The 22,027-nt window shown below is 64.1% G+C and carries 16 protein-coding genes and 1 pseudogene; 8 read left to right on the top strand and 9 right to left on the bottom strand.

What is annotated here, in order from left to right; translation table 11 throughout:
* Positions 1 to 2: 2 nt before the first annotated feature.
* From MUU55_RS16760 to MUU55_RS16750, 3 genes are all read right to left on the bottom strand, one after another.
* Positions 3 to 962: a 3-oxoacyl-ACP synthase III family protein gene (locus MUU55_RS16760; protein ID WP_244761888.1), complete on the bottom strand. Its 960-nt coding sequence runs from the start codon at positions 960 to 962 to the stop codon at positions 3 to 5.
* Positions 963 to 1,233: 271 nt separating this feature from the next.
* On the bottom strand, positions 1,234 to 1,743 hold the full coding sequence (locus tag MUU55_RS16755; protein ID WP_244761887.1) for an NUDIX hydrolase: 510 nt from the start codon (positions 1,741 to 1,743) through the stop codon (positions 1,234 to 1,236).
* A gap of 115 nt (positions 1,744 to 1,858) precedes the next feature.
* Positions 1,859 to 2,938, bottom strand: coding sequence for a LacI family DNA-binding transcriptional regulator (locus MUU55_RS16750; RefSeq protein WP_244761886.1), 1,080 nt, complete (start codon positions 2,936 to 2,938; stop codon positions 1,859 to 1,861).
* Positions 2,939 to 3,113: 175 nt separating this feature from the next.
* On the opposite strand from MUU55_RS16750, the gene MUU55_RS16745 reads away from it, so the two are divergent.
* The 4 genes from MUU55_RS16745 to MUU55_RS16730 all read left to right on the top strand — a co-directional run bounded on the left by MUU55_RS16745 (position 3,114) and on the right by MUU55_RS16730 (position 7,713).
* Positions 3,114 to 4,094: an ABC transporter substrate-binding protein gene (locus tag MUU55_RS16745; protein ID WP_244761885.1), complete on the top strand. Its 981-nt coding sequence runs from the start codon at positions 3,114 to 3,116 to the stop codon at positions 4,092 to 4,094.
* A 121-nt stretch (positions 4,095 to 4,215) separates the two neighbouring features.
* The gene (locus MUU55_RS16740; RefSeq protein WP_244761884.1) at positions 4,216 to 5,706 is read left to right on the top strand and encodes a sugar ABC transporter ATP-binding protein; all 1,491 of its coding nucleotides are present in this window, start codon (positions 4,216 to 4,218) and stop codon (positions 5,704 to 5,706) included.
* Position 5,707: 1 nt separating this feature from the next.
* On the top strand, positions 5,708 to 6,718 hold the full coding sequence (locus tag MUU55_RS16735; RefSeq protein ID WP_244761883.1) for an ABC transporter permease: 1,011 nt from the start codon (positions 5,708 to 5,710) through the stop codon (positions 6,716 to 6,718).
* 11 nt (positions 6,719 to 6,729) lie between these two features.
* Positions 6,730 to 7,713, top strand: a complete 984-nt coding sequence (locus MUU55_RS16730; protein WP_244761882.1) for an ABC transporter permease — start codon at positions 6,730 to 6,732, stop codon at positions 7,711 to 7,713.
* Between the two features lie 51 nt (positions 7,714 to 7,764).
* On the opposite strand, the pseudogene MUU55_RS16725 reads toward MUU55_RS16730, so the two are convergent.
* From MUU55_RS16725 to MUU55_RS16700, 6 genes and pseudogenes are all read right to left on the bottom strand, one after another.
* A pseudogene (locus tag MUU55_RS16725) lies at positions 7,765 to 9,563 on the bottom strand (NAD(P)/FAD-dependent oxidoreductase).
* Positions 9,564 to 9,627: 64 nt separating this feature from the next.
* Positions 9,628 to 10,701, bottom strand: coding sequence for a 2,3-butanediol dehydrogenase (locus MUU55_RS16720; protein ID WP_244761881.1), 1,074 nt, complete (start codon positions 10,699 to 10,701; stop codon positions 9,628 to 9,630).
* Positions 10,702 to 10,867: 166 nt separating this feature from the next.
* Positions 10,868 to 12,739: a sigma-54-dependent Fis family transcriptional regulator gene (locus tag MUU55_RS16715; protein ID WP_244761880.1), complete on the bottom strand. Its 1,872-nt coding sequence runs from the start codon at positions 12,737 to 12,739 to the stop codon at positions 10,868 to 10,870.
* A 68-nt stretch (positions 12,740 to 12,807) separates the two neighbouring features.
* Complete coding sequence (locus tag MUU55_RS16710; protein WP_244761879.1) at positions 12,808 to 14,748, bottom strand: MacB family efflux pump subunit; 1,941 nt, start codon at positions 14,746 to 14,748, stop codon at positions 12,808 to 12,810.
* 7 nt (positions 14,749 to 14,755) lie between these two features.
* Complete coding sequence (locus tag MUU55_RS16705; protein ID WP_244761878.1) at positions 14,756 to 16,012, bottom strand: efflux RND transporter periplasmic adaptor subunit; 1,257 nt, start codon at positions 16,010 to 16,012, stop codon at positions 14,756 to 14,758.
* A gap of 129 nt (positions 16,013 to 16,141) precedes the next feature.
* Positions 16,142 to 17,047, bottom strand: coding sequence for an SMP-30/gluconolactonase/LRE family protein (locus tag MUU55_RS16700; protein WP_244761877.1), 906 nt, complete (start codon positions 17,045 to 17,047; stop codon positions 16,142 to 16,144).
* Between the two features lie 139 nt (positions 17,048 to 17,186).
* Here MUU55_RS16700 and MUU55_RS16695 point away from each other — a divergent pair, with 139 nt between their 5' ends.
* From MUU55_RS16695 to MUU55_RS16680, 4 genes are all read left to right on the top strand, one after another.
* Entirely contained in the window at positions 17,187 to 17,771 is a 585-nt protein-coding gene (locus tag MUU55_RS16695) for a tyrosine phosphatase family protein (protein WP_244761876.1), read from the top strand.
* 128 nt (positions 17,772 to 17,899) lie between these two features.
* Positions 17,900 to 19,156: a flavin-containing monooxygenase gene (locus MUU55_RS16690; RefSeq protein ID WP_244761875.1), complete on the top strand. Its 1,257-nt coding sequence runs from the start codon at positions 17,900 to 17,902 to the stop codon at positions 19,154 to 19,156.
* A 152-nt stretch (positions 19,157 to 19,308) separates the two neighbouring features.
* Complete coding sequence (locus MUU55_RS16685) at positions 19,309 to 20,268, top strand: LysR family transcriptional regulator (RefSeq protein WP_244761874.1); 960 nt, start codon at positions 19,309 to 19,311, stop codon at positions 20,266 to 20,268.
* Positions 20,265 to 21,746, top strand: coding sequence for an aldehyde dehydrogenase (locus tag MUU55_RS16680; protein WP_244761873.1), 1,482 nt, complete (start codon positions 20,265 to 20,267; stop codon positions 21,744 to 21,746). Before MUU55_RS16685 ends, MUU55_RS16680 begins: the two co-directional genes overlap by 4 nt.
* Positions 21,747 to 22,027 lie beyond the last annotated feature (281 nt).

Genomic DNA, 22,027 nt, shown 5'->3' with positions numbered 1-22,027 from the left:
GGTCAGACCTCGATAGCCATGCCGCCGAAGGAGACGCCGGCCGACGTGCCGAGCAGCAGAAGCCGCGTCCCCCTCGTTATCCGGCCGTCCCGCCAGGCGATGTCGAGAGCGGTCGGAATCGAGGCGGCGATCTGGTTGCCGAAACGCGCCGCGATATTGACCACACGCTCGCGCGGCATGCCCGTCTGCTCGATCATGTGCTCCAGCGCCAGCGGGCTTGCCTGGTGCGGCACGACAAGGTCGATATCGGCGGGCGTCCATCCGGCAGCGGCGAGCACGTCATCGACGAAGCGGGGAAAATGGCGATGTGTGACGCGGAAGAGTTCCCGGCCATCCATGCGGAAGGCGGCGTGAGCGGCAAACTCCGCAGGCTCCCGCTCAAAATCGAAACGCGTGCCGCCTGCGCCGATCTCGCAAGCCTCGTAGGCCGAGGGATAGGTGCGCATGAGGCTGGCGCGGATTGCGCCCGTCCCCTCAGACGCTGCCGTCAGCACCGCCGCGGCCGCGCCGTCACCGAAGAGCGCTGCGACATCCGGCTGGCTCTTCCACGGCAGCGCCCGCGAGGCGATATCAGCGGAAAACACGAGCGCCGTGCGGGACTGTCCGGCGGCAATGCGGCCGGCCGCCAGCTCCAGGGCAGATAGGAAGCTGAGGCAGGTGGCATTGACGTCAAAGGCTGCGGCAGCACCGTCGGGGATACCGAGCCGGCGCATGACGAGCGGCGCGGTCGCCGGCAGGGTCTGGTACGGGATGCCACAGGCGCCGAGCACGAGGTCGATACTCCCAGCGGCGACCTCGGCCTTCTCCATTGCAAGATGAGCCGCGGCGGCGGCAAGGTCGATCTGGTCTTCCGTCTCGCAGACGTGACGGCTGCAAACCCCCGAAATCCTTTGCAGGTGGCCGGCAGAAAAACCCAGCTGCCGGTCGAGTTCCTCCGAGAGAACCACCCTTGCCGGCACCACGTGGCCCGTTCCTGCTATGCGGATAGAAAAAATAACACCCATCTCCGGTCGCAATTCGGTCGAGGTGGGCTTCCCGCCCCACGACATGGGAACGTTTCAAATGCCCTCGATGAAGTCCCGCCGTACCAAAAACATCGGGGAGGCCACACACGTCATCGCGCCGCCCCTTCGTATAGCGCCGTTGCTGCGGACGGGAAAACCCCCAGCCACTTATCGATCGACAGTCATCATATCAACGGTTCAGCGCGCCGGCCATCACGGCGATCGAGCGTCAGCGCGGCTCGAACTCCACCAGCAGCGATTTCAGTTCGATTTCGCGCACACGCCGCGCCGCCTCGTCGGGATTGACCCAGGCAAGGATACGCTCGCCCTTCTCCTTGAATTTTTCCATGGTCGCAGTGACTTCGATCTGGAAGACATCGACGATGCACGGTGCGACATCGCCATCGTCGAGAAGCTTGAGGTAGGTATAGCTGCCGACCGGTTTCTTGCGGATTTTCCCGGAAACGCCGGCCTCCTGCAGGGCTTCGACGGCGGCCGCCTCGTGAGGTTTCTTCCCCTTCATCGGCCAACCCTTGGGGATGATCCAGCGTCCGCTGTCGCGCGAAGTCACGACAAGGATTTCGATGCCGGCGTCTTGTGGGAGATAGCGAAAGCACAGGGCGCCATATTGCTGACGAAACGCCCCGGAGAACAGCTTCTCGGGCTTGGCCGCCAGCTGTTGCAGCAGGGTTTTCTGCTTGCGGGGCCGCGGCACCTTGGCTTTCTTCGTGTTTTTCAAGATTTCCCGTCTCGCGGCACCGGCTCGCACACCATGGTCCGGCAATATCAGCTGAAATCAAGCAGCGCAGCCGGCATGTCAAAGGAAATCCCGCAAAAATGTGGATGCGGACACCTTAGAGGTGCGCAGAACGCTGTACCGCCGTCGTCTCGCGCACGACAAGCGGGCCGTCGACCTTGATGGTCATGGCGCGGGTCTGCTTGCCATGGATGGCCATGTCGATAAGGATTTCAGCGGCCTTCTGGCCCATTTCGTAGTTGGGCAGCACCAGGGTCGAGAGCGGGGGGTGCGTGTAGCGGGCAAGCTCCTGGTCGTCGTAACCCATGACGGAGACGTCCTGCGGCACACGAAGCCCCTTCTCCTGCGCCGCTTCCATGACACCGATCGCCATGAGATCGTTGCCGCAGAAGATCGCCGTGGGCGGATTGTCCATCGAGAGTAGGTCAAGGCCGGCCTCGTAACCGCGCAGCGGCAGCCAGTCGCCGTCACGCACGAGGCTCTCGTCGAAGGCAATATCGGCAGTGGCCAGCGCCTGCTTGTAGCCCTTGAGACGATCCATCGCCGCATCCATCCAGGGCTCGCCATTGATGAAACCGATGCGCTTGTGCCCGAGCGCCGTCAGATGCGCCGTCGCGGTAAAACCGCCCGCCACCTCGCCCGGCACGATCGCCACATGCTGGCGGGGATCGCCATAGCAGTTGAGAAGCACGGTCGGGATGGATTTCAACGCTTTGGGAACCGAGACCTTTCGCGTGAAAATCGTTGCATAGATGACGCCGGCGATCGACGGGTCGCGCAGCACGGAACGCAGGACGGCCTCTTCGAGATCGGGATTGGAACGCGTTGCGTGGGCGGAAACGAGAAGCCCCTGCTCGAAGGCGTAGTCGCGAATACCATCAAGACTGACGACCGGATGCGGGCTGGTGGAGATTTCATCCACGATGAAGGCGATCGTATCCTTCTCGACCGTCGGGGCGGCTGCGACCGGGCTGCGGGTCGATGGTAATTTATAACCGATTTTATGAGCAGCCTCGCGCACCTTCTGCTGCGTTTCCGGCGAGATGCGCGAGCCGGACATTTCATTGAGCACGAGCGACACGCTGGACTGGGAAACACCGGCAATGCGCGCAATATCCGTCATTGTCGGGCGCCCACTACCCTCTTTGTCCGTGTTGCGCCCATTTCCCTTGGCCATGCGTCGTTCCTCGCCCCTCGGCGTGCTTTGCACTGCACGCGGATTTTTTGCAAGTGCTCATAATTTTGGCTCTTGACTGCTCATATTATTAGCGCAAGATTTGCGCATGTGAAGCACGAATTTGCTCACGTCCGGTAGAGGAGCACCGGCCAGACCCTGGGAGGAGAAACCGCTCATGACCACCATTACCCGTCGCACCTTCATGCTTGCGGCAACGGCCATCGGCGCGCTTGCCGTCGCCGGCGTAGCCATTGCCGAAGTGCCGAAGCTGGCACAGAAGGACACCTACAAGGTCGGCTTCGCGCAGACCGAATCCAACAATCCCTGGCGCATCGCCCAGACCAACAGCATGAAGGCCGAGGCTGAAAAGCTCGGCTACCAGCTGGTCTATACGGATGCTGCCGGCTCGGCCGCCAAGCAGGTCGCCGACGTCAATTCGATGATCGCCCAGGGCGTCGACGTCATCTTCCTCGCGCCGCGCGAAGAAAAGCCGCTGATCCCCGCCGTCATGGCCGCCAAGAAGGCCGGCATTCCGGTCATCCTGCTCGACCGCTCGGTCGATCCGTCACTCGCCAAGGCCGGCGAGGACTACCTGACCTTCATCGGGTCGAACTTCGTCGAGGAAGGCAAGCGCGTCGCCGAATGGCTCGCCAAGAACGCCAACGGCAAGTCGAAGATCATCGAGCTGGAAGGCACGACTGGTTCGTCGCCGGCCAACGACCGCAAGAAGGGCTTCGACGAGGCGATCCAGGCCGCCGGCGGCTTCGAGATCGTCGCCTCGCAGACCGGCGACTTCGCCCGCGACAAGGGCCGCCAGGTCGCCGAAGCACTGCTTCAGGCACATCCGGATGCCGACATCATCTACGCCCACAACGACGAAATGGCGATCGGCGCCATCGCGGCGCTGGAAGCGGCCGGCAAGGTGCCGGGCAAGGATGTGCTCGTGCTCTCGATCGACGGCGGCAAGGAAGCCGTTCAGCTCGTTGTCGATGGCAAGATCGCGGCGGTCGTCGAGTGCAACCCGCGCTTCGGACCCAAGGCCTTCGAAACGATGCAGCGCTACGCCAAGGGCGAAACCATCGAGCCGACCTTGGTCAACGAAGACAAGTTCTACGACGCGTCCAACGCGGCTGCCGAACTCGCCAACGCTTACTGATCGAAGACTCCCAAGCCTTTCGCGGCCGGGGCGGCAAAACCGTCTCGGCCGTTTTTTGAACGACCTTCGGCCGCTTCGGGTGTAGGCTCGTCACGTGGGCGGGGATGTGAGGAGGAACTCGATGCTGCTGTCCATGCAGGGCATTTCCAAGGCGTTTGCCGGCGTCGCCGCGCTGAAATCCGCCGCGCTCGACGTCGAGCCGGCCGAAATCATGGCGCTTGTCGGCCAGAACGGCGCCGGCAAGTCGACGCTCATCAAGATCCTGACCGGCGTCTATCGCCGGGACGCGGGCGACATCACCTTTGATGGCAAACCCGTCGATTTCACCATGCCGGCAGAAGCGCAGAGCGCCGGCATTGCCACGATCTACCAGGAAATCAACCTCGCCCCGCAGCGCTCGGTGGCGGAGAACATCTACCTCTCCCGCGAACCGAAGCGCTTCGGCATGATCGACCATGCCGCCATGCGGCGCGGCGCGGCGGCCGTATTGAAAACCTTCAACCTTGCCATCGACGTCGACCGGCCCGTCGCGCATTTCGATGCCGCGACACGGCAGATGGTGGCGATTGCCCGCGCCGTCACACAGAACGCCCGTCTCGTCATCATGGACGAGCCGACCTCCTCGCTCGACGAACGCGAAGTCGCCGTCCTCTTCGAAACGATCCGCACGCTGAAACGCTCCGGCGTCGCCGTCATCTTCATCGGCCACCGGCTCGACGAACTCTATGCCATCTGCGATCGCGTCACGATCATGCGGGACGGCCAGACGGTCGCGAAAAGCCCGATGGCCGACATGCCGAAGATGGCGCTGGTGCGCCATATGCTCGGCAAGGAGCTTGCCGCCTTCCAGGCCATGGCGCCCGATCAGGACGTGCCCGAGCGCCCCGTACGCCTTGCCGTCCAAAATGCCGGTGCGGGCGTGCGGGTCCGCGATGTCAGCCTCGACGTACGCGAAGGCGAGATTTCGGGTCTTGCCGGCCTGCTCGGCTCCGGCCGAACGGAGACGGCGCGCCTCATCTTCGGCGCCGACCGGATGCAGCGTGGCACCCTTCGCATGGATGGCCGCGAACGCACCTATCGCGAGCCGGCGGATGCGATTGCCGATGGCATCGGCCTCGTTTCCGAGGACCGGAAGATCGACGGTATCGTGCCCGACATGAGCATTCGCGAAAACATGACGCTCGCCCTGCTGCCGAAATTGAAGAAGGCCGGCATCGTCGATCGCACCAAGCAGGACGCGATCGTTACGAAGTACATCCGCGCGCTCGGCGTCAAATGCGCCTCGCCCGACCAGCCGATCAAGGAACTGTCGGGCGGCAACCAGCAGAAGGTGCTGCTGGCCCGCTGGCTCGCCACCGATCCGCGCGTCCTCATCATCGACGAGCCGACCCGCGGCATCGATATCGGCGCGAAATCCGAAATCCTCAAGCTGCTGCGTAGCCTAGCCGATGAAGGGCTGAGCGTGCTGATGATTTCTTCCGAACTGGAAGAACTGCTGGCCGCCGCCGACCGCGTCACCGTGCTCAGTGATGGTACGTCGGTCGCGACTCTGCCGCGCAAGGAACTCAGCGAGGCGGCGCTGCTGTCCGCCATGGCCCATCAGGTGGAATGACATGACGACGATCGAGACCCCTGCCCCGCAGCCCTCTGGCACGCTCTCCTCCGGCAGCCGGCTGTTTTCGCTGGCAAGCCGCTACGGCACCTTCGTCGCCTTCCTGGTGCTTATCGTCTTCAATATCGCGGTCACGCCGAACTTCCTGTCCTGGCAGACGCTCAACGTGAACCTCACCCAGGTCGCCACCATCGTCATCGTCGCAACCGGCATGACGCTGGTCATCGCCACCGGCGGCATCGACCTGTCGGTCGGCTCGCTGATGGCGATATCGGGCGCGCTCGCACCGATGATCTTCATGGGGCAATTCTGGCAAGTCGACAACATGGCTTTCGCCGTGGCGCTCGCCTTCCTGATCCCCGTCGTGGTCGCCAGCCTGCTCGGCCTGTTCAACGGGCTGCTCGTCACCCGCTTCGCCATCCAGCCGATCATCGCGACGCTGGTGCTGTTCATCGCCGGCCGCGGCATCGCCCAGGTCATGACCAACGGCAACCTACAGGTCTTCAAGAACGAGGGTTTCCAGTTCATCGCCATGGGCCGCATCGCCGGCATTCCGGCGCAGGTTGTGCTGATGATCATCATCGTCATCCTCGCCTCGGCGATGATCCGCTACACCGTCATCGGTCGCCAGATCATCGCCGTCGGCGGGAACGAGAAGGCAGCAAGACTGACCGGCATCCCGGTCAAGCGCGTCAAACTGTTCGTCTATATGATCAGCGGAGCGCTCGCCGGTCTTGCAGGCCTCGTCGTGGTCGCACGCAATTCGGCGAGCGACGCCAATCTCGTCGGTCTCGGCATGGAGCTCGATGCCATCGCGGCCGTCGCCGTCGGCGGCACGCTTCTGACCGGCGGGCGGGCCAATATCATCGGCACCGTGCTCGGCGCCTTCGTCATCCAGCTCGTGCGTTACACGCTTCTCGCCAATGGTGTGCCGGATGCCGCAGCCCTCATCGTCAAGGCGGGATTGATCGTCCTCGCCGTCTTCATCCAGCAGCGCGCCGACAGGCATTGAGGGGACCATCCATGCAAACACTCCTCCGCCCCTTCGCCATCAAGTCTTCAGGCGATCTCGCCCGCATCGGCGTCATCCTCGCGCTCGCCGGCCTCATTCTGTTCGGCGCCCTGCGCTATGACAACTTCCTGTCGCCCTTCAATATCCTGAGCTTCCTGCGCTACAATTCCATGTTCGCGCTCATCGCACTCGGCATGGCCTTCGTCATCATCACCGGCGGCATCGACCTTTCGGTCGGTGGTACGGCGGCGATGGCGAGCGTGGTGGCGGCTCTGCTTTCGCCCTACCATTGGGCGGCCGGGCTTCTCGGCGGCATGGCGGCAGGTTTCGCGGTGGGCGCCCTGAACGGCTTCATCATCACCAAAATGCGCATCCAGCCCTTCATCGGTACGCTCGCGACCATGCTTGCCGCCTATGGAACGGGTCTCCTGCTCGCCAACAACCAGTCCGTCTCCGTCTCCTACGACACCGGTTTCACCGTCATCGGTCAGGACGATTTCCTGGGTTTCCCCATTCCTGCCTGGATCGGACTTGCCGCCTATGTTCTGGGCTGGCTGGTGCTCGAAAAGCTGCCCGTCGGCCGACATATCCTCGCAATAGGCGACGGCGAGGCGACCGCCGGGCTGATGGGTCTGAAAGTCGAACGCACGCTCGCCGCCGTCTATCTGGCCTCGGGCACGCTCGCCGGCCTCGCCGGCGTCATCCTGGCCTCGCAGTTCGGCGCGGGCCAGCCGACGGAGGGCGTGGGCTGGGAACTCTTCGCCATTGCCTCGGTAGTGGTGGGTGGCACGCTGCTGACCGGCGGTTCGGGCTCCGTCGGCGCGACTCTTGCCGGCGCACTCCTGCTCGCCATGGTCTTCAACATCCTGAACTTTGAAAACGGCCTCGGCTGGATTTCGCTCTCGGCCTACTGGCAATCCGTCATCCGCGGCGCCTTCCTGCTTGTCGTCGTCGTGCTGCAGGCCAAGCTGATGGCGCGGCATCGCGCCATCTAGCCAGAGGAAAGAGCGGGCAGCGGGAGGAAAGCTGCCCACCCGGGTGCCGGTCTATTTCCGGTGGTGAACCGGTTGGAGGCTATAGACCGGCGTGGGGATGTCCTCGAACCGGGCCTTCAGCTGCAAGGCGAGATACTGTGAATAGTGACGCGACTGGTGCAGGTTGCCGCCATGGAACCACAGCGCCTCCTGCTGCGTCGGCTTCCACATGTTGCGCTGCTCGCCTTCCCAGGGGCCGGGATCCTTCGGCGTCTCAGAGCCGAGCCCCCAGACCTTGCCGACCTTATCGGCCGTCGCCTGGTCGATGAGATCGGCGACCCAGCCGTTCATCGAGCCGTAGCCGGTGGCATAGACGATGACATCGGCCGCGATCTCCTTGCCATCGGCAAGCTTGATAGCGTTCTCCGTGATCTCTTCGACCTGCCCCGCCGCCAGTTTCACCTTGCCGTCGATGATGAGCTGCGACGCACCAATATCGATATAGTAGCCTGAACCACGGCGGAGATACTTCATGAAGAGACCCGAGCCGTCCGCACCCCAGTCGAGCTGAAAACCGGCTTTCTCCAGCGCAGCATAGAAATCGGCGTCGCGCTCGCGCATCTTGTCGTAAAGCGGGATCTGGAACTCGTGCATGATCCGGTAGGGCAGCGAGGCGAAGATCAGGTCCGCCTTGCCGGTCGTCACGCCGTTCGCCAGCGCCTGCTCCGAATAGAGCGAGCCGAGGCCAATATCCATCAGCGTATCGGATTTCACGATATGGGTCGTCGAACGCTGGATCATCGTGACATCGACACCCGCCTCATAGAGGGCGGCGCAGATGTCATGGGCTGAGTTGTTCGAACCGATGACGGCAACCTTCTTGCCCTTGTATCCGTCCGGTCCCGGATGCTGCGAGGAATGGTGCTGTTCGCCTCGGAAGCGCTCGCGCCCCTTGAAATCGGGAATATTGGCCTTGCCGGACATGCCCGTCGCAAAGACGAGCTGCTGGGCTTCAGCACCACCTCCTCGCCGTCGCGATCGACGATGATGGTCCATTCCTTCGCCGCCTCGTCCCATTTGGCCGATTTGGCGGTGGAGCGGGTCCAGTAGTTCAGCTCCATGACCTTGGTGTAGAATTCCAGCCAGTCGCCGATTTTGTCCTTCGGCGCGAAGACCGGCCAGTTCTTCGGGAAATCGATATAGGGCAGATGGTCGTACCAGACGGGATCGTGCAGGCAGAGCGACTTGTAGCGCTTGCGCCAGCTGTCGCCCGGCCGATCGTTCTTCTCGAGGATGATGGTGGGCACGCCGAGCTGGCGCAGCCGCGCACCGAGCGCGATGCCGCCCTGCCCGCCGCCGATGATCACGACATACGGCTGCTTCTCATAACCAAGCGTGCGCTCCTCGTGCTCTCGCTCCTCCTTCCAGGTCCTCGCACCGAGATTCTGGCCGTGCTTGGCACCGAGCGGACGGGTGAAGCCGGATTTCTCCTCATGGCCCTTGAGTTCGGCAAGCGCCGTGAGCAAGGTCCACACGAGGCCGTTCTTGAAGCGCACGAGACCGTAGCCACGCCCGGTCGCCGTCTCGAAGGAAATCCAGCTTTCGAGCACGCCATCGGCCTCCGTCGCCTCCTCGCCGGCGGCGACGCGCCAGTTGGATGGCTTCGCACCGGCAAGCTGCGCTTGCAGCATATCCCGCACCTGATCCCGCCCCTCGACGGTCTTGATGTTCCAGGTGAAGGCGACAAGGTCGCGCCAGTAGCACTCCTCTGCAAAGAGATGGACCGCATCCTCGATGCGGCCGGTTTCCAGCGCAGCGCCAAGCGTATCGAGAAGCGCCTGGACACGGGTTGTAGGTGTCTTGTCGAGCATCGTTTTCTCCTCCTGCTCAGTTGGAAACGGGACGGCTCCTCAACCGCCCCGCAAGACGGATCGCCTATCGGGACAGGTCGATCAGGATTTTCAGGTGTTTGCCGGCGGGGTCGAGCAACTGGTCGAACCCTTCCGTGACCGCCTCGCTGAGCGAGACATATTTGGTGACGATCCGGCTCGCCGGGATCTGGCCACTGGCGATGAGGCGGGCGACACGGGGCCAGTAGTGGGTCGGGTAGGCCCAGGAGCCGCGGATATCGATGTCCTTGAAGGTGACGTCGAACCAGTTCAGCGGGTTTTCGCCGGGGTGAAGCCCGGTCTGCACGACGACGCCCTGCTTGCGAACGGCATCCGCGCAGCTTTTCAAGGCATGCTCGTTGCCGACGCACTCGATGGCGACGTCGCAGCCGACGCCGCCCTCCGTCTCGGCACGCACGACCTCGCCGACCTTTTCCGTCTTCGGATTGATGGTGCGCACCTCGCCGAGCGCCTCCCGCGCCAGCGAAAGCCTGGTATCGTTGAGGTCGGACAGAAAAATCTGCGAAGCACCGGCCGCCCGCGCCGCCATCGCGACGAGGATGCCGATCGGCCCCGCGCCGGTGACGAGAACGCTGTTGCCGGCCGCAACGCCGCCGCGGTCGCAGGCATAGACCGCAACCGCGGCCGGCTCGATCAGCGCTGCCTCCTGGTCGCTCAGCGCATCGGGAATGGGCTGGACGTTGTAGTCATTGACGAGAGCGGCCTCGGCCATGCCGCCGGAATGCCAGGAAAGACCGGCGAGCGCGAGGTTTCCGCTGAGGTGAAAGAGGCCACGGTCGGCATAATAATCACCCTGGCGGGGCATGATCAGCGGCTGGATCGACACCCGGTCACCCGGCCTCACATGGCTGACGCCTTCGCCGACAGCTTTGACGACACCACCGAACTCGTGGCCAAGGATTTGCGGTCCGTGTGCACCGGTAAAAGGGTGCGGCTCCTTCGGCACGAAAATCGGCCCATAGGCATATTCATGCAGATCCGTACCGCATATGCCGCAGAAGCGGTTTTCGACCAGAACCTCGCCCGGACCGGGCGACGGTGGCGAGTCGACGGTTTCGATGCGCAGATCCTTGGCAGCGTGAAAGCGCAAAGCCTTCATTTGCATTTCCTCCTCGTGTTGTTCTTGCACAAGAGGGACAGCAAGCATCGTGCCAGAACGGCGCCGGGCTTATATGTTCAGTTTTCTCAATGGATTAGAGATCACCAACCTGGAAGGGGGCGGGGGATGCAACAGGTGACCCGCCACAGGTGTTGCAGGCGTTGCATCAGTTGAGACGCTTGAGGCGGCGGTGGATGGTTGAGCGGTTGACACCGAGTTTGCGGGCAAGCGCCGAGACATTGTCGCCGCAGGCGCTGAGCGCCTGACGCAAGGCGTCGTCATCGCCGGAAGCCGCCAAAACGGGTTTGGCAAAAAGGTGGTCCGGCAGGCAATCCGGTGTGATGAGACCGTCGTTGGAAAGGGCGGCGGCGACACGCAGGGCGTTGGAAAGCTCACGCAGATTGCCCGGCCAGCCATGTGACAGCAACGCGCCGCGCGCCGCCTTGTCGATGCGGTAGGTCTCGCCGTTTTCCTTCTCGATGCGGCCGAGGAGCTGGCCGATCAGCCAGCCAAGATCCTGCCGCTCGCGCAGCGCCGGCAGGTTGAGCGTCGCGGCATTGAGGCGATAATAAAGGTCCTGCCGGAAACGGCCCTCCCGCACCAACTCGCCAAGATCGCGGTGCGAGGCGGAGAGGACTCGTAGACGCACCGCCCGTGCCTTCAACGCACCGACCGGCTGCACCTCGTTTTCCGAAAGCACCCGCAGGAGCCGGCCTTGCAGCAAAAGCGGCATGTCGCCGATCTCGTCCAGGAACAGCGTGCCGCCGCTCGCCTCCTCGATCAGGCCGCGCTTTCCCTTCTGGCTCGCGCCGGTGAAGGCGCCGGGTGCATAACCGAAGAGTTCGGATTCGATGAGATGTTCGGGGATCGCCGCGCAGTTGACCGCGACGAAATTGCCGGGGCTTTCGCAGCTGTCATGAATGGCACGGGCCAAAAATTCCTTGCCGCTGCCCGTCTCACCCTGGATGAGGATGGGGATGTCGCGGGCCGCAAGTTTTACCGCACGCGCCTGTACCCGTTCCATAGCGGCATCGCCCCCGCTCAGGTCTCGCAGCGCGCGCGGCAGGCGGAGCTCCGGCATCGCAGGCGCGCGCAAATTGACGGCCGGCGCGATGGCGCTGGCGAACAGCACCAGTCCGTTTCGCGCCCGGATCAGCCGTTCGCCATTCGGCCGGCCACGCATGAAGCGCGGCAGGTCGTCGACATCGATGTCGAAGACCTGCGAGATCGGCTGGCCGAGGAAATCGCGGGTGGAAAGGCCGTGCAGATTCATCGCGCGGGCGAGCGCGCCGAAGCCGCCATGGGTCATGCCGGTGATGCGGCCGCTGCCGTCGAGCGCAATCGCCGCGTCAGGGTCCACGTCGAGAAACTCCGGAGACCGGGCAAGACGCAGCACCCAGTCGTTGCGGGTGCGGGTCATCAGATTGGCAAGCTCGATGCGCCGCGCGGTGGAGGCGACAAGATGCAGCGCCAGCTGCTGGCTGGCCTTGGCGGTCGGCGAGCGAAGCTGCGAGATGTCGAGCACCGCCGTCAGGTCGCCGAGCGTATCGAAGACGGGGGCTGCGGTGCAGGTGAGGCCGATATGACTGGTATCGAAATGATCGTCCTGATGGATGATCACCGGCTCGCCCGAGACGAGACAGGCTCCGACCGCGCAGGTACCCGCCCGGTTCTCCGACCATTCCGAGCCGAGATAAAGGCCGGCGCGGCGCAGCTGGTTGTCGAAGGTCGGGTCGCCCATGAAATCGACGGTGACGCCGCGCGCATCCGACAGGAGCAGCACGTAATTCTGTTCGGCGATCTGGTTGAACAGGGTTTCGAGGCCGGACCGGCCGATGCGGATCAACTCTTCCGCCTGCTCGCGGTGCTCGCGCAGCTTCAATTCGGGAACGATATAGGCTTCCTGCGCAACTGTCGGGTCGAGCTTGTAATCGTTGAGGCAGCGCAGCCAGGACTGGACGACGGGCGCATCGCGCGGGCTGACCGCGCCCATGCCGACGCGCTCGATCTCCCGTATGTGCGACAGCGTCGACACCATCCAGTCATCCTCCCGCGCACATGGTCGCACAGGAAGGGGCCTGCGACAACAGTCCTGAAGTCGTAGGCTTAGTCCGCTCCGAGCGCGACGGCCGGCTGGAGATGCGAGGCGTTGCGCGCCGGCAGGTAGCCGAAGACGAGGCCGGTCAGGAACGAGCAGGCGAAGGCGAGCGCGACGGGGCCAAGGGTGAAGCTGACCGGCATGCCGAAAAACTTCGCCAGCGCGCCGGCGGAAAGGCCGAGCCCCACGCCGATTGTGCCGCCGATCGCCGACACGACCAGTGCTTCGATGAGGAATTGCAGCAGGATATCGCGCCTTCGAGCGCCGGTGGCCATGCGCACGCCGATCTCGCGGGTGCGCTCGCGCACGGAGACCAACATGATGTTCATCACGCCGATACCGCCGACGAGCAGCGAGATCGCCGCGACGGAGCCGAGGAACAGCTTCATCGTGTTCGAGGTCTCGGTAAAAGCCTCGCGAATGGAGGACATGTTGGTGATCTGTGTATCCTCGGCCTTGTGACGCGCGTCGAGCAGGGTCTGGATAGCATCCTGCGTCAGGTCGATCGCTGCGGCATCTTCGACCTGCACGGTGATCGTGCGCACGTTGCGCTGGCCAAAGAGCCGCATGCTCCCGGTGGTGAGCGGCACGAGCATGATATCGTCCTGATCGTTGCCGCCGGCGCTTGCGCCCATCTCCGCCATCACGCCGATGACCTGGAAGGGGATCTTGTTGACCAGCACATATTGGCCGAGCGGGCTCGCGCCATCGGGAAACAGGGTCTTCGCCACGGTCTGGCCAAGCACAGCGACGGGTGCGTAGGTATCCATGTCGTCGGCATTGAGGAATTCGCCTTCGGCGACCTTCCAGTTCTTCGCCTGCGTGAAGGCCGGCACCGTGCCGTTCGCCGTCGTCTGGTAGTCGATATTGCCATAGCGCAGGGTGACGGAACTGGTCATTTCCGGCACGGCGAAAGAGACATTCGGCAATTCGAGGATCGCATCGGCATCGGACGGGATGAGCGTCACGGGAGCACTGCCCCCGCCCCGGAAATTCGCCATGCTCGGGCGCACCAGGAGAACGTTCGAGCCCATGGCGGAAATGCGGTCGAGCACGGAATTCTGCGCCCCCGTGCCGATCGCCAGCATGGCCACCACGGAACCGACGCCGATGACGATGCCGAGAAGCGTCAGCACGGTGCGGAAGAGATTGGCGTGCAGCGCGCGGATCGCCATCTTCACGGCCTCGGAAACGTCGGCAATGGCCGCCGATCCCTCCTTCACGGCCTTCTGCAAGCCGGCTGCCGCTTCTGACGAGGTTCGCGCCGTCTTGGCGCGGTCGGAGATGATCCGCCCGTCGCGGATCTCAATCAGACGATCCGCGGCTTCCGCCACCTCGCGCGAATGGGTTATGAGGATGATCGTGTGGCCATCCTCATGCATCCGCCGCAGGAGCGCCATCACCTCTTCGCCGCTCTGGCTGTCGAGCGCGCCGGTCGGTTCGTCAGCAAGGATGACGCGGCCGCCGTTCATCAAGGCGCGGGCGATGGAGACACGCTGCTGCTGGCCGCCGGAAAGCTGGTTCGGGCGATGGTCGAGCCGGTCGTCGAGCTTCAGCGAAGACAGCAGCATATCCGCCCGCTCCTGCCGCTCGCGCGCTGGAAGACCGGCATAGATCGCGGGAACCTCGACGTTTTCGCGGGCGCTCGCCGTCGGAATGAGGTTATAGCTCTGGAAGACAAAGCCGAAGGTGCGACGGCGCAGCGCGGCCAGCTCGTCCGTCTCGAAATCCGAGACCGGCTCGCCATCGATGCGGTATTCGCCCGAGGTCGGCTGGTCGAGGCAGCCGAGGATATTCATCAGCGTCGACTTGCCGGAACCGGACTGGCCGATGATCGCGACGAACTCGCCCGCCGCGATATCGAGCGACACGCCATGCAGGACCTCGACGGCAAAGCCATCGTTGAAGAAGGTCTTGGTGACGTCCTTGAGCGAGATGAGCGCGGTCATGGCGGCCTCAGAACATCGGTGGCATGCGGTTGTTGCGCCGCGCGTTGCGCGCGGCCACATCGCCTGCCGAACCGGCGGTGACGACAACCTTGTCGCCCTCGGCAAGTCCGCTCTTCACTTCAACGCTGACGCGGTTGCGGATACCGGTCTCGATCTTGCGCACCTCTTTCGCACCCGAAGCGGTGACGACGGAAACCTCGGCGCCGTCTTTCGTGGCGCTGACAGCGCCGGCCGGCACGAGCAGCACGTCGCGCGCCGCCGCCTGCACGAAAAAGACCTGCGCACTCATCGACATCATCAGCTCGCCGTCCGGATTCGGCACGTCGAACAGCGCGTTGTAGAGCACGACATTGTTCTCGACCGTCGGCGTCGGCTCGATCTGCCGCAGCTTCCCGGTGAAGCGCTTACCCGGCTGGCCGAGCAGGGTGAAATAGGCCTCCATGCCCACCTTCAAGCGGCTGACATCGGCCTCGGAGACTTCGGCCCGCACGGTCATGGTCGAGAGGTCGGCGATGGTGACGATGGTCGGCGCACTCTGCACGGCGTTGAGCGTCTGGCCTTCCTTGACCGGGTTGGAGACGACGGTGCCCGCCATCGGCGCATAGATCTTGGTATAGCCGAGGTCCACCTCGTCGCCGGCCAGCGTCGCCTGCTGCTTGCGGATCTGTGCATCGGTGGCGTTGACATCGGCCTCGGCGGCAGCGAGGTCGGCGACGGCCTGGTCGAGCGCCTGTTGTGCGGCAGCATTGCCGGCCACGAGATTGCGCTGGCGGGCAATATTGGCCTGTTTCAGCGCGAGCTGCGCCTTCTTCGAGTCGAGCTGCGCCTGTAGGTTTGCCAGTTCTGCGCGGTTGATCTCGATGCGGTTCTCGATGGTCGCCGGATCCATCTCGGCGAGCAGCTGGTCCTTCTTCACGGTATCGCCGATCGCTACATGCAGGGTCTTCAGCTGGCCGGAGACCTGCGCGCCGGCATCGACGGATTTGACCGCCTCCAGCGTGCCGACGGCCGTCACGGCGTTTTCGATATCGCCGCGCACCACCGCCTGTGTGATGACGGCCGTCGTGGTCTCGGCAGGCACATAGGCATGCCAGCCGTAATAGCCGGCGCCCGCGAGCACGGCGGTGACCGGCAGCCAGATCCAGGCGCGCGAGCGGCGCTTGCGGCGGGCCGGCGGTGCGGCACCGGGCATAAAGGTGACATTGGTGTGCCCCGCCTCCCCGGCGGGCTTCTCGTCCTTCTGCGGTCGTACAGTCCTGGTCATCGGCAATCCCATGGCGAGGCCGCGCCTCGTCCGTCCCTTTCCATCTCATCTGGAGCCACCCATAGCGGAGGGAAAGGCCAGTGCCTCGTTATATTTTTGTAATGTTTGTATTTTGCCAGCCGAGCGGCCTCAGCGCGCGGGTCGCACCGCACCGCGAATGGCAAGCGAGACGGCATAGAGCGAGGTCGTCGCGGTGATGAACAGGCGATGGCCCTGCCGGCCGCCGAAACAGATGTTGGACACGGTTTCCGGCACCAGGATGCGGCCGAGACGCCGCCCGTCCGGCGCGATGCAATGCACGCCGTCGCCCGCCGAAGGCCAGAGATTGCCCGCCGCATCGACGCGCATGCCATCCGCACAACCCGGCGAGATCGTGTGGAAGACCCGGCCACCCGTCAGCGCCCAGTCGACCCCCACATCGAAGACGCGGATATGACGCGGATCGTCCTGGAACATCCGGCCGGTATCGGCGACGTAGAGACGCTTTTCATCCGGGCTGAAGGCAAGACCGTTCGGGCAGTGGAAATCGGTGAGCACGGCGCGGATTTCGCCGGAGAGCGCATCGACGCGATAGACGTTGCAGGGCAACTCCTGCTCGGCGCGCGTGCCCTCGTAGTCGGAGGCGATGCCGTAATGCGGATCGGTGAACCAGATCGCGCCATCGGAGGCGACAACCACATCGTTCGGCGAATTCAGCCGCTTGCCTTCGAAACGGTCGGCGATGACGGTAATCGTGCCGTCATGCTCGGTACGGGTGACCCGGCGTGTACCATGTTCGCAGGTCACCAGCCGCCCTTCCCGGTCGCGGGTGTTGCCGTTCGAGAAATTCGACGGCTCGCGAAACGGGGTGATGCCGGTCGCGGGGCTCCAGCGCAGGATGCGGTTGTTGGGAATATCGGAAAACAGCAGGCAGTCGTGATCGCCGAACCAGACCGGCCCCTCGACCCAGTCGAAGCCGCCGGCCAGTTTTTTCAGCGGCGCATTACCCAGCACGAAAGTGGAGAATTCGGGCTCTTCCGCAGCAAAAAACGACATCCCGTACTCTCCTTTTTGAATATACCGCGCCGCAGGATAACGATCGAAACGCTTCGGGCAAGATCGGCCAAGAAACGCCTTCGTTTCCCCACAGGCCGCCTGTATCCTGCGCAAATCAATTGCTGTGAAGGATTTTGAAATGGACGTCGTATTTTCTCCGGAGCTCACCATCTGCGGCATCGAGGAGCTGCCCGGCCAGAGCGCCCGGAACGTAACCCATGTGCTCTCGCTGCTCGATCCGGAACTCCCGGAACTCGAGGCTTTCCAGAGCTATGGCAAGCACCTGCGTACGACGCTGCGTTTCCACGACATCATCGACGACCTGCCCGAACGGGTGCGGCCGCGGCCCGACCACGTCACGTCGATCCTCGCCTTCGGGCAGGATTTCCTGAACCGGCAGGACCGCAACGCTGCGAGCCATCTGCTCGTCCACTGCCATATGGGCATTTCCCGCTCGACGGCCGCCATGCTCACCCTGATGGCGCAGGGCAATCCGGACGAGGAGGCCGAAAACCTCTTCACCCGCCTCGCCGTCATTCGCCCGCAGGCTTGGCCGAACTCGCAGATGATCGGCTTTGCCGACGAGCAGCTGGGCCGCAAGGGCGACCTCACCGCAGCCCTTCGCCGCCACTACGGACGGCAGATCCACAAGCAGCCGCAATATGTGGAATGGATGACGAAGCTCGGCCGCAAGGCGGAGCTCGATATGGCGATCCTGGATTAGAGCCGGCTTAGCGGCCACCTAATCAGCGCTGAACCAAACTCTTATGTCGGGCAAAACGGGCTTCCTCTACACCTTTCGCATGTCGCGGCCGCAAGGGCCGCCGCACCGGAAAGCAAGGGGAAGCCGGCATGTCAGTGGAAAAAGTGGACACGCTCGTCATCGGCGCCGGCCAGGCCGGCGTCGCCATGAGCGAACATCTCGGCAAGCGCGGCGTACCCCATCTGGTGCTCGAAAAGAACCGCATCGCCGAAAGCTGGCGCACTGCGCGCTGGGACAGCTTGGTGGCCAACGGCCCCGCCTGGCACGACCGTTTCCCCGGCATGACCTTTCCCGGCCTGGAAGACGATGCCTTCGCCCCGAAGGAACAGGTCGCCGATTATTTCGTCGCTTACTCCGAAATGATCAACGCCCCGATCCGCACCGGCGTCGAGGTAAAGAGCGTCTCCCGCGCGGGTGACAGCTTCCGCGTCGAAACCTCCGATGGCGTCATCGAGACGAAGAACGTCGTCTCCGCCACCGGCGCCTTCCAGCGGCCGGTCACGCCGGCGCTGGTACCGGCGGAAGAGGGCCTCACCCAAATCCATTCCAACACCTACCGGAATCCCGGCCAGATGCCCGAGGGTGCGGTGCTGGTGGTGGGCGCCGGCTCCTCCGGCACGCAGATCGCCGACGAATTGTTGCGCGCGGGACGTCGCGTCTATCTCTCCATCGGCCCGCATGACCGCCCGCCGCGCCGCTATCGCGGCAAGGATTTCTGCTGGTGGCTCGGCGTGCTCGGCATCTGGGACCTCAAGGTGCCCGCGCCGAACACCGAACACGTCACCATCGCCGTCAGCGGCGCCTATGGCGGCAACACCGTCGATTTCCGACGCCTCGGCAATCGCGGCATGACCCTGCTCGGCCGGGCGGAGAGCTTCAAGGACGGCGTGCTGCAGATCGCGCCCGATCTTGCCGACAACATCGCCCGCGGCGACGCCAACCAGCTGTCGCTGCTCGACCGCGCCGATGCCTATGCCGCGGAAAACAATCTCGACCTGCCGGAAGAGCCGGAAGCCCGCCACAAGGAGCCGGACCCGGCCTGCGTGACCGATCCGATCCTCGCGCTGAACCTCAAGGAAGCCGGCATCACCTCCATCATCTGGGCGACGGGCTATGCGGTCGATTACAGCTGGCTGAAGCTCGACGCGCTCGATAAAAAGGGCCGGCCGGTGCATGAGCGCGGCGTTTCTAAGGTGCCCGGCCTGTTCTTCATCGGCCTGCCCTGGCTGTCGCGCCGCGCCTCCTCCTTCATCTGGGGCTGCTGGCACGATGCGGATTATCTGGCCGGCTATATCGCCGAGCACCGCAGCGATGAGAAAACCGGGGCCGCAACCGCGGCCTCCTGAGGGTGTTGAACGCGGCCGCAGGAGGGGGCGAGCATGCGATGATGCGAGACCAGGATCCCGGCACGAGCCGGCTCATCCACAGCCCGGAGAGCCACGCTCTTCCCGCGCAGAAAAATCTGTTCCTTAATTGGGGCCTCAACAGGGGAACAGACATGGTGTTGCGCTTCACGCTCCGGCAACTGGAATATCTCGTCGCGGTCGGGGAATACGGCTCCGTCACCGAGGCGGCCGAGCGGGTGAACGTTTCCGCCCCCTCCGTCTCGGCGGCGATCTCGCAGCTGGAGAAGGAATTCGGCATCACGCTGTTCGTGCGGCGCCATGCGCATGGCCTGTCTCTGACGCAGGCCGGGCACACCTTCGTCGACCAGGCGCGCCAGATTCTCGGTGAAGCCGCCAAGCTGAATGCACTCTCCAACGAATTGACCGGGCAGATTCGCGGGCCGCTGCATGTCGCCTGTCTCGTCACCTTCGCGCAGGCCGTCATCCCTGCGCTGCGACGCGCCTTTTCCGACGAATATCCCGATGTCGATTTCTTCCAGTACGAGCGCGACCAGGCGCGCATCCTGGAGGGGCTGCGCATGGCGCGCTTCGACATCGCGCTGTCCTACGATCTCGACATTCCCGCCGACATCGCCTTCCATGAGCTGGCCGTGCTGCCGCCCTATGCGGTGCTGCATGAGGATCACCCGCTCGCCGGCCGCAGCGCCGTGACGATCGAGGATCTCGCATCCCATCCGATGATATTGCTCGACCTGCCGCACAGCTCGGCCTATTTCCTCTCGCTGTTCCGCGAGGCGGGGCTTTCGCCGCAGATCGTCGAGCGCACGCGCGACATGTCGGTGATGCGCGCCATGGTCGCCAACCGCTTCGGCTATTCCATCGCCAATATCCGCCCCGTCTCCACTTATGCGCTCGACGGCGGCAAGCTCTCCTTCGTGCCGCTCACCGGCAACCTGCGCCCCATGCGCATGGGCATCCTCTCCATGGGTGGCGTGAGCCCGGCGCTGACGGTGCGGCGCTTCATCGATTTCTGCGGCGAGAAGATCGGCGACATGGTCATGGACCTGCCGGTCTCCGCCGCTCGCCCCAAAGACCAGAAAGGCAGTTCATGACCACGACGATCGATTGGCGCGCCCGCGCCCAGAGCCTGAAATTCCGCAACGGCGTCTATATCGACGGCAAGTTCCGCGAAGCGGCGAAGGGCAGCCGGTTCGAGACCATCAATCCGGCCAACGCGCAGGTTCTGACCGCCGTCGCACGCGGCACCGCCGAGGATATCGACGCCGCCGTCGCCTCCGCGCGGCGCGCCTTCAATGACGGCCGCTGGTCGGGCAAATCGCCGGCTGAGCGCAAGGAGGTGCTGCTGCGCCTTGCCGCCCTCATCCGCGAGAACATCCCGGAACTGGCACTGCTCGAAACGCTCGATGTCGGCAAGCCGATCGGCGACAGCTCGACTATCGACGCGCCCGGCTCGGCGCATTTCTTCCAGTGGCATGCCGAAGCCATCGACAAGCTCTATGACGAAATCGCCCCGACGGGACGCGGCGACCTCGCGCTCATCCGCCGCGTGCCGCTCGGCGTCATCGGCGCCGTCGTGCCGTGGAACTTCCCGCTCGACATGGCGACGTGGAAACTCGCGCCGGCGCTGGCGACGGGCAATTCCGTGGTGCTGAAGCCGGCCGAGCAATCGCCGCTCTCCGCCCTGATGCTCGCCGAACTCGCTTCGCAAGCCGGCCTGCCGGATGGTGTGCTGAACGTCGTGCCGGGCTTCGGCGAGGATGCCGGCCGGGCGCTCGGCCTGCATCCGGATGTCGATGCGCTGGTCTTCACCGGCTCGACCAAGGTCGGCAAACTGTTCATGACCTATGCCGGCCAGAGCAACATGAAGCAGGTGTGGCTGGAGACCGGCGGCAAATCGCCGAACCTCGTCTTCGCCGATGCCGATCTCGACAAGGCCGCCGAGATGGCCGCCTTCGGCATCCTGTTCAATTCCGGTGAGGTCTGCTCGGCCAATTCGCGCCTGCTGGTGCATCGCTCCGTGCAGGAGGAATTCACGCAGAAGGTCATCGCCGCCACAGCCGCCTGGCCGCTCGGCGACCCGCTCGATCCCGCCACCCGCATGGGACCGCTGGTGGAAAGGGCCCATGCCGACCGTGTCGCCTCCTATATCGACATCGGCCGCAAGGAGGCCCGCCTTGCCCATGGCGGTGCGCGCGAGACGCGCGACGGCTCGGACTGCTACATCCAGCCGACCATCTTCAAAGACGTCGCGCCGGACGCCCGCATCGCGCGGGAAGAGATTTTCGGCCCCGTGCTCGCCATCATGCCTTTCGACAGCGACGAGGAGGCGCTGCGCATGGCCAACGACAGCGAATACGGCCTCGCCGCCTCCGTCTGGACGAAGGACCTGTCGCGCGCGCTCTCCGTTTCCGATCGGCTGAATGCCGGCACGGTCTCGGTCAACACCGTCGATGCGCTCTCGGCCATGACGCCCTTCGGCGGCATGAAACAGTCCGGTTTCGGCCGCGACCTGTCGATCCACAGCTTCGACAAGTACTGCGCGCTCAAAACCGTGTGGGTGAAATACTAGGCAGGCGCCTGTCCGGGCGGCAGCGCGCCGCCCGGTTTTCGCGCATCGGAGGCGGCATGGTGCGATCCCGCATGTCTGCGGGGCCGAAACGCATGTCTTCTCCCTTCACAACACAATGAAAATAAAAGAGAATTTTCTAGCCGCCGCGGCGAAGTCACGCCTTCGCGCGCAGATTGAAATTAGGAAGCCGCCACACGGCAGACCCTGATTAGTCTGAACCTAATCCATGTTTCCGGAACGCGTCATTTACCGGAAGCTCGTTGCCCAATCCTATAGACCCA

The organism is Shinella curvata (assembly GCF_022899935.1).
Lineage (GTDB): Bacteria > Pseudomonadota > Alphaproteobacteria > Rhizobiales > Rhizobiaceae > Shinella > Shinella curvata.
This window is presented reverse-complemented; position numbering and strand designations above follow the sequence as displayed.

Coding starts and splice junctions, on each gene's coding strand:
- MUU55_RS16750 (WP_244761886.1), bottom strand. CDS start 2,938: ATGGCCAAGGGAAATGGGCGCAACACGGACAAAGAGGGTAGTGGGCGC.
- MUU55_RS16745 (WP_244761885.1), top strand. CDS start 3,114: ATGACCACCATTACCCGTCGCACCTTCATGCTTGCGGCAACGGCCATC.
- MUU55_RS16740 (WP_244761884.1), top strand. CDS start 4,216: ATGCTGCTGTCCATGCAGGGCATTTCCAAGGCGTTTGCCGGCGTCGCC.
- MUU55_RS16735 (WP_244761883.1), top strand. CDS start 5,708: ATGACGACGATCGAGACCCCTGCCCCGCAGCCCTCTGGCACGCTCTCC.
- MUU55_RS16730 (WP_244761882.1), top strand. CDS start 6,730: ATGCAAACACTCCTCCGCCCCTTCGCCATCAAGTCTTCAGGCGATCTC.
- MUU55_RS16720 (WP_244761881.1), bottom strand. CDS start 10,701: ATGAAGGCTTTGCGCTTTCACGCTGCCAAGGATCTGCGCATCGAAACC.
- MUU55_RS16715 (WP_244761880.1), bottom strand. CDS start 12,739: ATGGTGTCGACGCTGTCGCACATACGGGAGATCGAGCGCGTCGGCATG.
- MUU55_RS16710 (WP_244761879.1), bottom strand. CDS start 14,748: ATGACCGCGCTCATCTCGCTCAAGGACGTCACCAAGACCTTCTTCAAC.
- MUU55_RS16705 (WP_244761878.1), bottom strand. CDS start 16,012: ATGACCAGGACTGTACGACCGCAGAAGGACGAGAAGCCCGCCGGGGAG.
- MUU55_RS16700 (WP_244761877.1), bottom strand. CDS start 17,047: ATGTCGTTTTTTGCTGCGGAAGAGCCCGAATTCTCCACTTTCGTGCTG.
- MUU55_RS16695 (WP_244761876.1), top strand. CDS start 17,187: ATGGACGTCGTATTTTCTCCGGAGCTCACCATCTGCGGCATCGAGGAG.
- MUU55_RS16690 (WP_244761875.1), top strand. CDS start 17,900: ATGTCAGTGGAAAAAGTGGACACGCTCGTCATCGGCGCCGGCCAGGCC.
- MUU55_RS16685 (WP_244761874.1), top strand. CDS start 19,309: ATGGTGTTGCGCTTCACGCTCCGGCAACTGGAATATCTCGTCGCGGTC.
- MUU55_RS16680 (WP_244761873.1), top strand. CDS start 20,265: ATGACCACGACGATCGATTGGCGCGCCCGCGCCCAGAGCCTGAAATTC.